The 13,051-nt window shown below is 60.9% G+C and carries 12 protein-coding genes; 11 read left to right on the top strand and 1 reads right to left on the bottom strand.

The features are described 5' to 3' along the window. Positions 1 to 178: 178 nt before the first annotated feature. The 9 genes from ACN0SY_RS05555 to phoB all read left to right on the top strand — a co-directional run bounded on the left by ACN0SY_RS05555 (position 179) and on the right by phoB (position 9,820). Positions 179 to 652, top strand: coding sequence for an SRPBCC domain-containing protein (locus ACN0SY_RS05555; RefSeq protein WP_417685182.1), 474 nt, complete (start codon positions 179 to 181; stop codon positions 650 to 652). A 206-nt stretch (positions 653 to 858) separates the two neighbouring features. Continuing rightward, the gene (locus ACN0SY_RS05550) at positions 859 to 2,172 is read left to right on the top strand and encodes an ATP-binding protein (protein ID WP_417685180.1); all 1,314 of its coding nucleotides are present in this window, start codon (positions 859 to 861) and stop codon (positions 2,170 to 2,172) included. 129 nt (positions 2,173 to 2,301) lie between these two features. After that, positions 2,302 to 3,297 (top strand): substrate-binding domain-containing protein, encoded by a 996-nt coding sequence (locus tag ACN0SY_RS05545; protein WP_417685178.1) that lies wholly within the window; start codon positions 2,302 to 2,304, stop codon positions 3,295 to 3,297. 304 nt (positions 3,298 to 3,601) lie between these two features. Next, entirely contained in the window at positions 3,602 to 4,642 is a 1,041-nt protein-coding gene (locus ACN0SY_RS05540) for a substrate-binding domain-containing protein (protein WP_417685177.1), read from the top strand. 70 nt (positions 4,643 to 4,712) lie between these two features. After that, the gene (pstC, locus tag ACN0SY_RS05535; RefSeq protein ID WP_417685175.1) at positions 4,713 to 6,182 is read left to right on the top strand and encodes a phosphate ABC transporter permease subunit PstC; all 1,470 of its coding nucleotides are present in this window, start codon (positions 4,713 to 4,715) and stop codon (positions 6,180 to 6,182) included. Continuing rightward, positions 6,182 to 7,525, top strand: coding sequence for a phosphate ABC transporter permease PstA (pstA, locus tag ACN0SY_RS05530; protein WP_417685173.1), 1,344 nt, complete (start codon positions 6,182 to 6,184; stop codon positions 7,523 to 7,525). The genes pstC and pstA overlap by 1 nt, the downstream gene beginning before the upstream one ends. A gap of 25 nt (positions 7,526 to 7,550) precedes the next feature. Continuing rightward, positions 7,551 to 8,339 (top strand): phosphate ABC transporter ATP-binding protein PstB, encoded by a 789-nt coding sequence (gene pstB, locus ACN0SY_RS05525; protein WP_417685891.1) that lies wholly within the window; start codon positions 7,551 to 7,553, stop codon positions 8,337 to 8,339. Between the two features lie 31 nt (positions 8,340 to 8,370). Continuing rightward, complete coding sequence (phoU, locus tag ACN0SY_RS05520; protein WP_417685171.1) at positions 8,371 to 9,081, top strand: phosphate signaling complex protein PhoU; 711 nt, start codon at positions 8,371 to 8,373, stop codon at positions 9,079 to 9,081. A gap of 43 nt (positions 9,082 to 9,124) precedes the next feature. Beyond that, a complete protein-coding gene (phoB, locus tag ACN0SY_RS05515) occupies positions 9,125 to 9,820 on the top strand; it encodes a phosphate regulon transcriptional regulator PhoB (protein WP_417685169.1) in 696 nt (231 codons plus the stop codon). A gap of 111 nt (positions 9,821 to 9,931) precedes the next feature. On the opposite strand, the gene ACN0SY_RS05510 is transcribed toward phoB, so the two are convergent. Next, positions 9,932 to 10,492, bottom strand: a complete 561-nt coding sequence (locus tag ACN0SY_RS05510) for a GcrA family cell cycle regulator (protein WP_417685167.1) — start codon at positions 10,490 to 10,492, stop codon at positions 9,932 to 9,934. A 426-nt stretch (positions 10,493 to 10,918) separates the two neighbouring features. On the opposite strand from ACN0SY_RS05510, the gene ACN0SY_RS05505 reads away from it, so the two are divergent. Together ACN0SY_RS05505 and argF are read left to right on the top strand one after the other, a co-directional pair. Next, positions 10,919 to 12,121, top strand: a complete 1,203-nt coding sequence (locus ACN0SY_RS05505) for an aspartate aminotransferase family protein (protein ID WP_417685165.1) — start codon at positions 10,919 to 10,921, stop codon at positions 12,119 to 12,121. A gap of 11 nt (positions 12,122 to 12,132) precedes the next feature. Next, positions 12,133 to 13,047: an ornithine carbamoyltransferase gene (gene argF, locus ACN0SY_RS05500; RefSeq protein WP_417685889.1), complete on the top strand. Its 915-nt coding sequence runs from the start codon at positions 12,133 to 12,135 to the stop codon at positions 13,045 to 13,047. Positions 13,048 to 13,051 lie beyond the last annotated feature (4 nt).

The following is a 13,051-nucleotide window of genomic DNA, read 5'->3' as shown; positions in this document are numbered from 1 at the left end:
TGCATTCGATCGGCGGAAAAGTCACTGAAATTCCAGTACCATCACAGGGATGTGGGCATGGTTTATTGGATTTCATCGAATTAAAAGGATTTAGGCTATGATTCGGGACTGGGCGGTATGTGTGTTCCGGGTCGCCGCGCCACCGTCGTTGAACGAGAGAATCTGGAACTGAATTGCCATGTCGGTCGACCAACCTTGCCGCTTCGAATGCTACCTGCCAAAGCCGCGCGACAAGGTCTTTACCTTGCTGGTGGACCACCCCGAGCGCTGGTGGCAGCCGATTGCGGCAGCTGCGGTCGGCGATGTCATCGAAACGGCAGCCATCGCTCCGCATCCCGGTGGCGTTTGCGAAGAGACCTCGCAGTCCGGCAAGCGCAAGGTCTGGGGCACGATCCTGTCCATTGAGCGACCGCTCTATGTTCGGCTCGCCTGGCAGCTGACCTCAAGGTGCGCGCCGATCATGGATTCCGCCGCCTGCAGCCGGGTCATGATCACCTTGCGCGATGCAGGCGAGGGAACCCGGGTGGAGATCGTCCATTCCGATTTCATCCGTCACGGCGATGATGCGCAGGCCTGTCACGACCTCATGTGCTCGCCGGAGGGCTGGCCGTCAATCATGAAACGTCTGGAAGAAGCGGCGAAATCCATCTGACTTCGTTCATCATCCTGCCGGACATGGGCTACCGGCGGACCTGTCGTCTATCTGACATAGTCGATGTGCTATCTGCTTCGGCTTCAATCGTTTGATCTTCTCCCGCGACCGACTTATCAAGGTGCGCGGCAGACTTGTGCGATTGGTAAGCCGTCGAACCAGACGGTTGTAGACGCAACGACTACAAGGTGTGAAACGCCCCGCCCATGACAGACCTCCATCAAGCTTCGACCTTTCCCTCCAGCTCTCCGCTTGGCCGGCTGAGAGAGGCGCGGTGGCTGGTGGCTGCCGCTGCTGTGCTGACATGCGGTGCCTGGGCTTTCTATGCGGTTCCCGGCGTTGTCGCTGGATCAGCCTTCGCGTCGATGGTTTTTATCGCCGCCCTCTTCCCCCGGCGCACCCGCTCGCGCCGCCTGGAGGTCGTCAAGCAGCGCGAATTGCGTCGGATGTGGCCCGGTACGGGAATGAAGGTGACAGTCGATGCGTTGCCTTCGCCCTGTTTCGTGGCCGATGGACGTGGCATCACCCGTTACATCAACAAGGCGGCGCTGAAGGTCTACGGAGATCTCACACCGGGCGATCCGCTGTCCTTTTCCCTGCGGGCTCCCTCGCTTCTGGAAGCGTTCGACCGGGTCTGTTCGTCCGGAACGGCCGAGCGCATCAGCTGGACCGAGAAGGTTCCGACCGAAGCCTGGTTCGAGGCTTATGTTTCTCCGGTTTTCATGCCCGGTACTGCGCGTGAGCCCGGGAGCGCCACACGGCCCGATTTCGTGCTGGTCGTCATTCAGGATCAAAGTGAACAGCGGCGCCTGGAACGTATGCGCACCGACTTTGTCGCCAACGCCAGCCACGAATTGCGCACGCCACTTGCCTCCCTTTCAGGCTTCATCGAAACGCTGCAGGGACCGGCGAAGGACGATGTGGTTGCCCGTGAGCGGTTCCTTGCAATCATGCAGGAACAGGCCGGACGCATGCGCCGCCTGATCGACGACATCCTGTCCCTGTCACGGATCGAGCTGAAGGCCCACGTGAAACCCTCTGGCGAGGTCGACCTTGTCGACATCATCGGTCACGCACGCGATGCGCTTGACCCGGTTGCCCGCGAAATGGGGGTCACCATCGAGACCGACATGCCCGAGACAGGCGCGATCATCACCGGGGAACGCGACGAGCTGATCCAGGTCGCCGAAAACCTGATCGAGAACGCGCTCAAATATGGCGGCAGCGGCGGCAAGGTAACCCTTGGCGTTCATGCGACAGCCGGTGGCGCGGACAACGGGCAGTGGGACCTCTCCGTCCGTGACTATGGCGAGGGTATTCCTGCCGAGCACCTGCCGCGCCTGACCGAACGCTTTTACCGTGTCAATGCGGATTCCAGCCGCGCGATGAAGGGGACAGGCCTCGGATTGGCCATCGTCAAGCATATCCTCAATCGTCACCGGGCTCGTCTCGAGATCGAAAGCACTCCAGGTGAAGGCGCCACCTTCACGGTCCATTTTCCGAAGAAGATCCGGGCTTGAACCGGCGTCTGGTCAAAGTTCCGCTCAGTCACAAAAGTGAAGCGATGGCGCTTTACGAATAGGTCAACTACGAACTTCCAAGCAGGTTCGCAGTTTCGTTGACTTCAGAAATTCGAGAGGCTTCCGGCCATGAAACCAAAGCTGTTCGTCTCCGTCCTGGCGCTTGCAGGCCTCGCAGCTTTCCCCAGCCAGGCACGGGACCGCATCCTGATCGTTGGCTCATCGACCGTGTTTCCGTTTTCCTCTGCGGTCGCCGAAACCTTTGGCGCGGCCAGCGGAGCCAAGACACCTGTCGTGGAATCGACTGGAACAGGCGGCGGCATACGGATGTTCTGCGCCGGTACCGGCCCTTCAACGCCCGATATCACGAACGCCTCGCGGCCGATGAAAACCGAAGAACGCGAGGTCTGTACGGCAAACGGCGTGACACCGATCGAGGTCATCATCGGTTATGACGGCATCGTTCTGGCGAATTCGCGTTCCGGCCCCGTGTTCAACCTGACGCGAGAGCAGCTGTTTCTTGCCCTGTCCCGCATTGTTCCGGCTGACGGGGGTATGGTTGAAAACGGCTACGAGAGCTGGTCCGACATTTCCGCCGATCTGCCCGATGAGCCGATCGAAGTGTTCGGTCCCCCGCCCACTTCCGGAACGCGAGATGCCTTTGTCGAGCTGGTCATGGATGTCGGCTGCGCCAGCGCAGCAATGGCTGCCGGCAGTTCCTGTTCGGACCTGCGTCAGGACGGCGCCTATATCGAGGCCGGCGAGAACGACGACCTGATCGTCGGCAAGCTGGAAGCAAACCCCATGACGGTTGGCATTTTCGGATACTCGTTCCTCGATCAGAATTCCACGCAGATTCAAGGGGCATCTATCGAGGGTGTTGAACCCAGTTTCATCAACATCGCCTCGGGTGCCTATCCTGTCTCCAGGCCCCTCTATTTCTACGTCAAGAAAGAGCACCTCGCTCAGATCCCTGCGCTGGAGGGCTATCTCCGCGAATTTACAAACGAAGCGACCTGGGGTGACGGCGGCTACCTGGCGCAGCGCGGGTTGATCCCTCTGGACGCGCAAACCCGCACCGGCATCCGTTCAAAGCTTGAGACCCATATTACCGGGACCAACTGAGCGGCGAAGCGCGAAAAGGACAAGGCGTGTTTGCGGGCTTCCCCCAAGCCCTTCAAACAGGGCTCGGTTGCAGTTCGGAAGCAACCCGATTCCGCATTCTTCTTGACATATCCGCCGGGGCGAATGTCACGATTGCATGATACGGGTAAATGTTATTCATATAAATCAATACCTTAAAGTGTCATAAAACTGATAAGAAACCTTCATAGAAGTCACATGCATCGGATCTAGGTTCGCCCCGTCGCCGAGGCAAGACGGCCGGGCGGCTGTACAACAAACCTTGACATTCAAAGGGAGTGGTCAAGTGAAATTCAAGACCCTCGTTTCCGCCGCTGCTCTGGCAGTTGCCGCCACCGCCGTTGCCGGTTCCGCTCAGGCTCGCGACCAGATCCAGGTTGCAGGCTCCTCCACGGTTCTGCCCTACGCTTCCATCGTTGCTGAAGCCTTCGGCGAAAACACCGACTTCCCGACCCCGGTCGTTGAGTCCGGCGGTTCTTCTGCTGGCCTGAAGAAGTTCTGCGCCGGCGTCGGCGAGAACACGATCGACGTCGCGAATGCTTCGCGCAAGATCAAGGACAAGGAAATCGCAGCCTGTGCCGAAGCCGGCGTCAAGGACATCATCGAAGTCCGCATCGGCTATGACGGCATCGTCTTCGCTTCCCAGAAGGACGGCCCGGCATTCAACGCCTTCACGCCTTCCGATTGGTTCAACGCTCTGGGCGCAAAGGTCCTGAAGGACGGCCAGCTCGTTGACAACCCGAACACCACCTGGGCTGACGCCAACGGCGAACTTCCGGCTGTCGAAATCGCAGCTTTCATCCCGGGCACCAAGCACGGCACCCGTGAAGTCTTCGAAGAGAAGGTCCTGGCTCAGGGCTGTGAAGACACCGGCGCCCTGAAGGCAATGGTCGACGGCGGCATGTCCGAAAAGGACGCTGAAAAGGCTTGTATGGCTGTGCGTACCGACGGCAAGTCTGTCGACATTGACGGCGACTACACCGAGACCCTGGCTCGCATCGACGCGAACAGCAACGGTGTCGGCGTCTTCGGTCTGGCGTTCTACGAGAACAACACCGACAAGCTGAAGGTCGCCACCATGTCTGGCGTCGTTCCGTCCACCGAGAGCATCGCCAAGGGCGAGTATCCGGTTTCCCGTCCGCTGTTCTTCTACATCAAGAAGGCACACATCGGTGTCATCCCGGGCCTGAAGGAATACGCTCAGTTCTTCGTCTCTGAAGAACTCGCCGGCCCGGACGGCCCGCTTGCCCAGTACGGCCTGGTTTCCGATCCGGAACTGGCTGCTACCCAGGAAGCGGTTGCAAACGAAGTCACGCTCAGCAACTAAGCTAAAGTGATCAAGAGGGGGCGGCCTTGCCGCCCCTTCGACCATTTACCGTTTATCGGAAAAGCGTCGGATGTCCCTGCCTGTTCTTCTTCTTGTCATCCTGGCTCTTGCCGCCATTGCCTATGTCACCGGGCGCGGCCGGGCCTTTCGAACGGCCAGCGGCGATATTCGTCAGCTTCATTCCCTCCCGGCCTATTACGGCTGGAATGCCGCGCTGAGCGTCTTGCTCCCGGCCCTCGTCGTTCTCCTTCTCTGGATCTCCATCCAGCCGGTCGTGATCAACAATTCGGTCTCGGCGCTCATTTCCGAAGAGTCGGTTGCCGAAAGCTCCCTCGACCTGGTTCTGAGCGACGTGCGCCGTGTTGCCGATGGTCTTGATATGGCCGTCGAGACAGGCGCCCTGTCCGCCGCCGATGCACGGTCTCTGACCAGCACCGGAACGGATGTGCGGGCGCTGCTCGGATCGGTCGGTGTCGCCCTCGGTTCAGATGTTTCGGAAGAAACGCTGGATGCGGCACAGCGCTACCGCGGCATGTCTTCCTACGGCGCGATCCTGCGCAGCGTTCTCGTTCTGGCTGTCGGTATCGGTGGCTTTGTCATCGGCTTTCGTGCCTCGCACAAGGATTTCCGCGCCCGCAACACGGTCGAGCGGGTCGTTCTCGGCATTCTCATCGCCGCGGCATCCATTGCCATCCTGACCACGCTGGGGATCGCCCTTTCGCTGATCTTCAACACAGTCGAGTTCTTCAAGGTCTACCCGGCGGCAGACTTCTTCTTCGGTCTGACCTGGAGCCCGAGCTTCGGCGGCGGTTCCGAGCTTGGCATCGTGCCGCTGATCTGGGCGACCCTCTACATTTCGCTGATCGCGCTGGCCGTTGCCGTTCCGGTCGGCCTGTTCGCCGCGATCTACCTGTCGGAATACGCCGGTTCGGCGGTCCGCGCTGTTGCAAAGCCGCTGCTTGAGGTTCTCGCCGGCATCCCGACCATCGTCTACGGTCTGTTCGCTCTGCTTACCGTCGGACCGCTGCTGGTCGATATCTTCGGACAGGGCGGCCTGCTGGGGCTTGGCTGGATGAAGGGCGGCACGGCGGTCATGACCGCGGGCCTCGTCATGGGCATCATGCTTATCCCCTTCGTAAGTTCGCTGTCCGACGACATCATCAACGCGGTGCCGCAGGCGATGCGCGACGGCTCCCTCGGTCTGGGTGCGACCCATTCCGAAACGGTCAAGCAGGTCATTCTTCCCGCAGCACTGCCGGGCATCGTCGGCGCCATCCTGTTGGCCGCCTCGCGCGCAATCGGTGAAACGATGATCGTGGTTCTGGGGGCAGGGGCGGCCGCACGCCTCAGTCTCAACCCGTTCGAGGCGATGACCACAGTCACGGCCAAGATCGTCTCCCAGCTCACGGGCGATGCCGACTTCGCCTCTCCCGAAGCGCTGGTTGCCTTCGCGCTCGGCATGACGCTCTTCATCATCACGCTGGGCCTGAATGTCTTTGCCCTCTACATCGTGCGCAAGTACCGGGAGCAGTACGACTGATGACCGACGTTATCGCGACATCGAAGACCGAGGGTTTCCCGGTGAAAAAGTCCAAATCGCTTCTGGAGATCGATTCTCTGACCAAGAAGCGCAATGCGGCCGAGTGGCGCTTCAAGATGTATGGCGTCACGGCCATCGCCATCGGCCTGTTCTTCCTGGTCGCACTTCTCTACGCGATCCTGTCGAACGGGTTGAGCGGTTTCTCGCAGACCTTTGTCTCCGTCACGATCCCGCTGGATCAGGCGAAGATCGAGGCGGCGGAAAAGTCGATCGTCAAGACGTCCAAGTACCGCGACATGATCACAGAAGCCTTGCGCGCTGAAATGGCAACGCATGGCGTCGCGACGGAGATGAACGACAAGGATCTGATGAAGATGATGTCGTCCGGCGCTCCTGCGACCGTGCGCGATTTCGTTCTGGCAAATCCGCAGGACATGGGTGGCAACACCACCTTCAATCTCGTCGCCTCGTCGCGTGTCGATGGCTACTTCAAGGGCCGCGTGAAGCGCGAGGATCTTGTCAACGACAAGAACCTGGATGTCGCCCATCTGGATATTGTTGACCGCCTGCGCGACAGCGGCATGATCGAAAAACGCTTCAACTGGGACTTCGTCTTCGGATCCGATGCCTCGGACTCCCGCCCGGAACAGGCCGGTATCGGCGTGTCGATGGTCGGCTCCTTCTTCATGATGCTGGTGGTGCTGTTCCTGTCGCTCCCGATCGGCGTTGCCGCCTCGATCTACCTGGAAGAGTTCGCGCCGAAGAACCGGTTTACCGACCTGATCGAGGTGAATATCTCGAACCTTGCCGCGGTGCCGTCCATCGTGTTCGGTATCCTGGGTCTTTCGGCTTTCATCCAGTTCGCCCATCTGCCTCAGTCCGCACCGCTGGTCGGTGGCCTGGTGCTGACGCTGATGACCCTGCCTACGATCATCATTTCGACGCGCGCGTCGCTGAAGGCGGTGCCGCCGAGCATCCGTGATGCGGCTCTCGGGATTGGTGCCTCGAAGATGCAGTCCGTGTTTCACCACGTCCTGCCGCTGGCCATGCCTGGCATCCTGACCGGTACGATCATCGGCCTTGCGCAGGCGCTTGGCGAAACCGCCCCACTGCTTCTGATCGGCATGGTTGGCTTCATCGCTTCTGAGTTCCCGGACGGATTGGCGGCGGGCTTCATGTCACCGAACTCGGCCATGCCTGCCCAGATCTATGAATGGGCAAAGCGCGCCGACCCGGCCTTCTACGAGCGGGCATGGGGCGGGATCATCATCCTGCTTGTGTTCCTCATGACCATGAACATCATTGCCATTTTGCTACGCCGCCGCTTCGAGCGCCGCTGGTAAGGAAAGAAACGAACCAATGAGCCAGATGCCCGCAGGTCTCCAGGCCGCAGCCGTGAACGAAACCAAGATCGCCGCCAAGGACGTCCACGTCTATTACGGTGACACCCACGCCATCAAGGGCGTGTCCATTGAGGTCGAGGCACGCGCCGTAACGGCGTTCATCGGACCGTCGGGCTGTGGCAAGTCCACGTTCCTGCGCTGCCTCAACCGCATGAACGACACGATCGACATCTGCCGCGTCGAAGGCGACATCCTGATCGACGGTGAGGATATCTACGATCCGAAGGTTGACCCGGTGCAGCTGCGCGCAAAGGTCGGCATGGTGTTCCAGAAGCCGAACCCGTTCCCGAAGTCGATCTACGACAACATCGCCTATGGTCCGCGTATCCATGGTCTGGCGCGCAAGAAGTCCGAACTCGACGAGATCGTCGCTTCCTCGCTGCAAAAGGCCGGGCTTTGGAACGAGGTCAAGGATCGTCTTGATGATCCGGGCACGGGCCTTTCGGGCGGACAGCAGCAGCGCCTTTGCATTGCACGCGCAATCGCGGTCAGCCCGGAAGTGATCCTGATGGACGAGCCGTGTTCGGCGCTCGATCCGATCGCGACCGCGAAGGTCGAGGAACTGATCGACGAACTGCGCGCCAACTACACCATCGTGATCGTCACCCACTCCATGCAGCAGGCGGCACGCGTGTCGCAGCGCACGGCGTTCTTCCACCTCGGCAACATCGTTGAAGTGGGCGACACGCAGGATATCTTCACCAACCCGCACGACAAGCGCACCCAGGACTACATCACGGGCCGCTTCGGCTGATGGCCATCGGGGGGCTGGAAAGGAAACGCACATGAGCGAACACACGGTATCCGCATACGACGAGGAACTGACGGCGATTGCCGGCCGGATTGCGGAAATGGGCGGAATCGCCGAGGACATCGTGACCAATGCGGTGTCGGCACTGATCAGCCAGGACCTGGAACTGGCACAGGCCACGATCCTCAAGGATGCACGCCTGGACGAACTGCTGCTCGACATCGAGATGCGCAATGTCAACGTCATTGCCCGCCGCCAGCCCATGGGCCAGGACCTGCGCGAGATCATGGCGGCCGGCCGCATCGCAAATGACCTGGAACGTGTCGGCGACATGGCCAAGAACGTTGCCAAGCGCGTCATCGCCATCGACAGCGATCTGAAGTCGAAGAAGCTGGCAATCGGCGTCGAGCACATGACCGAGCTTGCCCTGAGCCAGCTCAAGGACGTGCTGGACGCCTATACCCGCCGCGATGCCGAGGAGGCACGCAAGGTTCGTGACCGCGACAGTGAAGTCGACGCCATCTACACGTCGCTGTTTCGCGAGTTGCTGACCTACATGATGGAAGATCCGCGCAACATCACCCAGTGCGCCCATTTGCTCTTCTGCGCGAAGAACATCGAACGCATTGGCGATCACGCCACCAACATCGCTGAAAACGTCTACTACATGGTCACCGGCGAGCGCCTCATGGACGAGCGCCCGCGCATGGATGAGACCGGCGTGGCGGACACGGAAGAGGGCTGAGCTCAATAGAAGCTACGCCTGGAAGATCTCGGAGAATACTGGAATGCCGAAGGTCCTGATCGTCGAGGACGAAGAACCGATCAGCATGCTGCTGAGATACAATCTGGAAGCCGAAGGCTATACGGTCGACGTTTGCGACCGCGGCGATGATGCCGAAATCCGCCTGCGGGAAAGCGTTCCCGATCTGCTGCTTCTGGACTGGATGCTGCCGGGCCTGTCCGGCATCGAATTGTGCCGGCGCCTTCGCCAGCGTGAGGAAACAGAACGCCTGCCGGTGATCATGCTGACGGCACGCGGTGAAGAGGCCGAGCGCATTCGCGGGCTGTCAACCGGCGCGGACGACTATGTCGTCAAGCCGTTCTCCGTTCCCGAACTCATGGCGCGCGTGCGGGCCATCCTTCGCCGGGCAAGCCCCGAGGTCGTATCCTCGCTGCTGCGTTCCGGCGATATCGAACTCGACAAGGAAACCCACCGGGTTCGTCGAAACGCCAAGGAAATCCATCTCGGACCCACGGAGTTTCGCCTGCTGGAGTTCCTGATGACCTCTCCGGGGCGCGTCTTCTCCCGCGAGCAGTTGCTCGACGGGGTCTGGGGGCATGATGTCTATGTGGACGAGCGTACGGTCGACGTTCACGTCGGGCGCCTGCGCAAGGCGCTGAACCGCGGCAAGGCGAAGGATCCGATCCGCACTGTCCGCGGGTCCGGCTACGCGTTCAACGACCAGTTCGCCGTCGCCTGATCGCCAAAGATGGCCACGCGGTTGCTGACGAGGCTTACCTCTTGTGGATCAGCGCAATAAAAAACCCGCCAAATGGCGGGTTTTTGTCTTTGTGCCTCTGACTGCTCCCGATCAGGAAGCAGCAACCCTTGCAGCTGCCGGAAGCGTTCCGGTGTTGGCCGCCCGGCGGTCCCGGCGGCGGTCGCTGACCGGCTGGTAGGCGATCTTGCAGTGATGGGCGCAGTAGGGGACACCCGGATCGGAGTTACGGCCGCAGAAGTAGAAGTCTTCGCTGCCCGGATCGCCGATCGGCCACTTGCAGGTGCGCTCGGTCAGCGACAGGATCGTCGCACGCTCGGACATCGGGACGAGTTCAGCAACAGGTTCGGCCTGGGGCTTGATCTGTGCCACCGGTGCCGGTGCGGCTTCCATCTTCAGTGCCGTGGCACCCTGGCTCTGCGGCTGTGCCGCTGCCCTGGGGGTGCTGGACGAAGAGCTGGTGCTCGAGCGGCTGCGGCGGGGCTTGGCAGCCGGAGCCGGGGCCTTCGCCCGTCCGGACAGGCCAAGGCGGTGCACCTTGCCGATAACTGCATTGCGCGTGACGCCGCCAAGCTCGTTCGCAATCTGACTTGCGCTGTGGCCTTCGGTCCAGAGCTTCTTCAAGAGCTCCACGCGTTCGTTCGTCCAACTCATTTGCCGCACCCCGTATTATCTGTGGCCCGATAGCCACGAGGCATTAACCTGGTGTTAAGGCACGCGCAGGCGCGCCAGTCGTGGCATATCTAGTGCCAGTAGGTGATTTGTCGCACGAGATGTCGTATCCGACGGCTTGAAGCCTACAATATCGGAAAAAGTCGAAGCAAGATTGGCGGGGCATTCAGATGGGGATGAACTCACTTTTCCCCAGAATAGCCACCCCCTTGGGAACGTTGGCGGAATTGGCTGAAACCGGCCAATTGCATTGACAGCAAACCGGGTAGAGGGTGTATAAGCCTCAATGATACGCGCGTGCCGCCTCTCCGGGCGGCATGTTTCGTTTTGGAGCACGGTGCAACCGCCTCGGAAACGGCCTCGCGTGTCGGTCTCAACGGAGAAGGATCTCCTTCAGGAGTATAGGAAATGTCGGCGTCTGCGCTGTTTGGAACATACGCAAGATCGGGCCTGGAGTTCGATCACGGGGAAGGTGTCTGGCTCGTCACGAAGGACGGCCGACGATTCCTCGACTGCGGTTCCGGCATCGCCGTCAATTCTCTCGGCCACAGCCATCCGCACCTCGTTTCCGAACTGAAGGCTCAGGCCGAAAAGCTCTGGCACGTTTCCAACCTGCACAAGGTGCCGGGACAGGAACGGCTGGGCGAGCGCCTGTGCGCGGCGACCTTCGCGGACAAGGTGTTCTTCACCAATTCCGGTGCGGAGGCGATGGAGGCGGCAATCAAGACCGCACGCCGCTATCAGTATGACCGTGGCCATCCCGAGCGGTTCCACATCGTCACCTTTGAGGGTGCCTTCCATGGCCGCACGATCGCAACCATCGCAGCCGGTGGTCAGGCCAAGTATCTTGAAGGCTTCGGCCCCAAGGCTCCCGGGTTCGACCAGGTGCCGGCCGGCGATCTGGATGCGCTCAAGAAGGTGATCGGGCCGCAGACCGCAGCCATTGCCATCGAGCCGGTGCAGGGCGAGGGCGGTATCCGCGAGATCCCGACGGAATTCCTGCGCGCGCTGCGCAAGCTCTGTGACGATGAAGGCATGCTGCTGATCTTTGACGAGATCCAGACGGGTGTTGGCCGCACGGGCAAGCTCTTTGCCCATGAATGGTCGGGTGTCACGCCGGATATCATGGCAATCGCCAAGGGTATTGGCGGCGGGTTCCCGATGGGCGCCTGCCTTGCCACCGAAGAGGCGGCTGCCGGAATGGTTCCAGGAACCCATGGCACGACCTTCGGCGGCAATCCGCTCGCCATGGCCGTCGGCAATGCGGTGCTCGACGTGATCCTCGGCGAAGACTTCCTCGCTGATGTCCAGAAGAAGGGCCTCAGCTTCAAGCAGAAGCTGGCCGGTCTCGCGGACAGTCATCCGAAGATCCTGGACAGTGTGCGCGGAACCGGTCTGATGCTGGGCCTTAAATGCGTCGTTCCTGTCGCCGAATTCGTCGGCGCAGCCCGTGAAGCCGGCCTTCTGGCCGTGCCGGCCGGCGACAACGTGATGCGCGTCATGCCGCCGCTGACGATTTCCGAAGAGGAAATCTCCGAAGCGGTTGCGCGCCTGGAAACGGCAGCGCTGTCGCTTGAACAGAAATTGACACTTGAAGGAGCGGCAGAGTGACCAGCAACGGCATGTCGCGGCATTTTCTCGACCTTACCGACTTCGAAGGCGACGAGCTGCGCCACATCCTCGGTGCTGCAAAGCGTCTGAAGGGTGAGCGCAACGGCGTGCGCCGCGGCGAGGGCCCGCTCGCCGGCAAGGTGCTGGCGATGATCTTCGAGCAGCCCTCGACCCGTACCCGCATTTCCTTCGACGTCGGCATGCGCGAACTCGGCGGCGAGACGCTGATGCTCACCGGCGCCGAGATGCAGCTTGGCCGCGGCGAGACCATTGGCGACACCGCAAAGGTGCTGTCCCGTTTCGTCGACGCGGTCATGATCCGTATCCTCAGCCACGAGGATCTGACGGAACTTGCGGCCAATGCCACGGTTCCCGTGATCAATGGGCTGACCAAGGTCTCGCATCCCTGCCAGATCATGGCGGACCTTTTGACCTTCGAAGAGCATCGCGGCTCGATCAAGGGCAAGTCAGTTGCCTGGACCGGCGACAGCAACAACGTTCTGGCGTCCTGGGTCCATGCAGCTCCGCGCTTCGACTTCGAACTCCGCATCGCGACGCCGGGCGAACTGGCACCGCCGAAGGAGCTGATCGAGAAGGCCCGCGCAGACGGGGGCTCGATTATCGTCACCGACGACCCATATGAAGCGGTAAAGGGCACCGATTGCGTGGTGACGGACTGCTGGGTCTCCATGGGAGACGACGACGAGGAGCAGCGTCACAACCTCTTGGCTGCCTATCAGGTCAACAAGCGTCTGATGTCGGAAGCCAACGGCGACGCGCTGTTCATGCACTGCCTGCCCGCCCACCGCGGCGAGGAAGTCACTTCCGAAGTCATGGACGGCCCGAACTCGGTGGTCTTCGACGAGGCGGAAAACCGCCTGCACGCCCAGAAAGGCATTCTTGCCTGGTGTTTCGGCGCGGTGTGAAAGG

The sequence above is a fragment of the Roseibium sp. genome (assembly GCF_048261595.1).
Lineage (GTDB): Bacteria > Pseudomonadota > Alphaproteobacteria > Rhizobiales > Stappiaceae > Roseibium.
This window is presented reverse-complemented; position numbering and strand designations above follow the sequence as displayed.

What these genes read in the sequence shown, in the direction of transcription:
- ACN0SY_RS05555 (WP_417685182.1), top strand. Translation starts at nt 179, where the DNA reads ATGTCGGTCGACCAACCTTGCCGCTTCGAATGCTACCTGCCAAAGCCG.
- ACN0SY_RS05550 (WP_417685180.1), top strand. Translation starts at nt 859, where the DNA reads ATGACAGACCTCCATCAAGCTTCGACCTTTCCCTCCAGCTCTCCGCTT.
- ACN0SY_RS05545 (WP_417685178.1), top strand. Translation starts at nt 2,302, where the DNA reads ATGAAACCAAAGCTGTTCGTCTCCGTCCTGGCGCTTGCAGGCCTCGCA.
- pstC (WP_417685175.1), top strand. Translation starts at nt 4,713, where the DNA reads ATGTCCCTGCCTGTTCTTCTTCTTGTCATCCTGGCTCTTGCCGCCATT.
- pstA (WP_417685173.1), top strand. Translation starts at nt 6,182, where the DNA reads ATGACCGACGTTATCGCGACATCGAAGACCGAGGGTTTCCCGGTGAAA.
- pstB (WP_417685891.1), top strand. Translation starts at nt 7,551, where the DNA reads ATGCCCGCAGGTCTCCAGGCCGCAGCCGTGAACGAAACCAAGATCGCC.
- phoU (WP_417685171.1), top strand. Translation starts at nt 8,371, where the DNA reads ATGAGCGAACACACGGTATCCGCATACGACGAGGAACTGACGGCGATT.
- phoB (WP_417685169.1), top strand. Translation starts at nt 9,125, where the DNA reads ATGCCGAAGGTCCTGATCGTCGAGGACGAAGAACCGATCAGCATGCTG.
- ACN0SY_RS05510 (WP_417685167.1), bottom strand. Translation starts at nt 10,492, where the DNA reads ATGAGTTGGACGAACGAACGCGTGGAGCTCTTGAAGAAGCTCTGGACC.
- ACN0SY_RS05505 (WP_417685165.1), top strand. Translation starts at nt 10,919, where the DNA reads ATGTCGGCGTCTGCGCTGTTTGGAACATACGCAAGATCGGGCCTGGAG.
- argF (WP_417685889.1), top strand. Translation starts at nt 12,133, where the DNA reads ATGTCGCGGCATTTTCTCGACCTTACCGACTTCGAAGGCGACGAGCTG.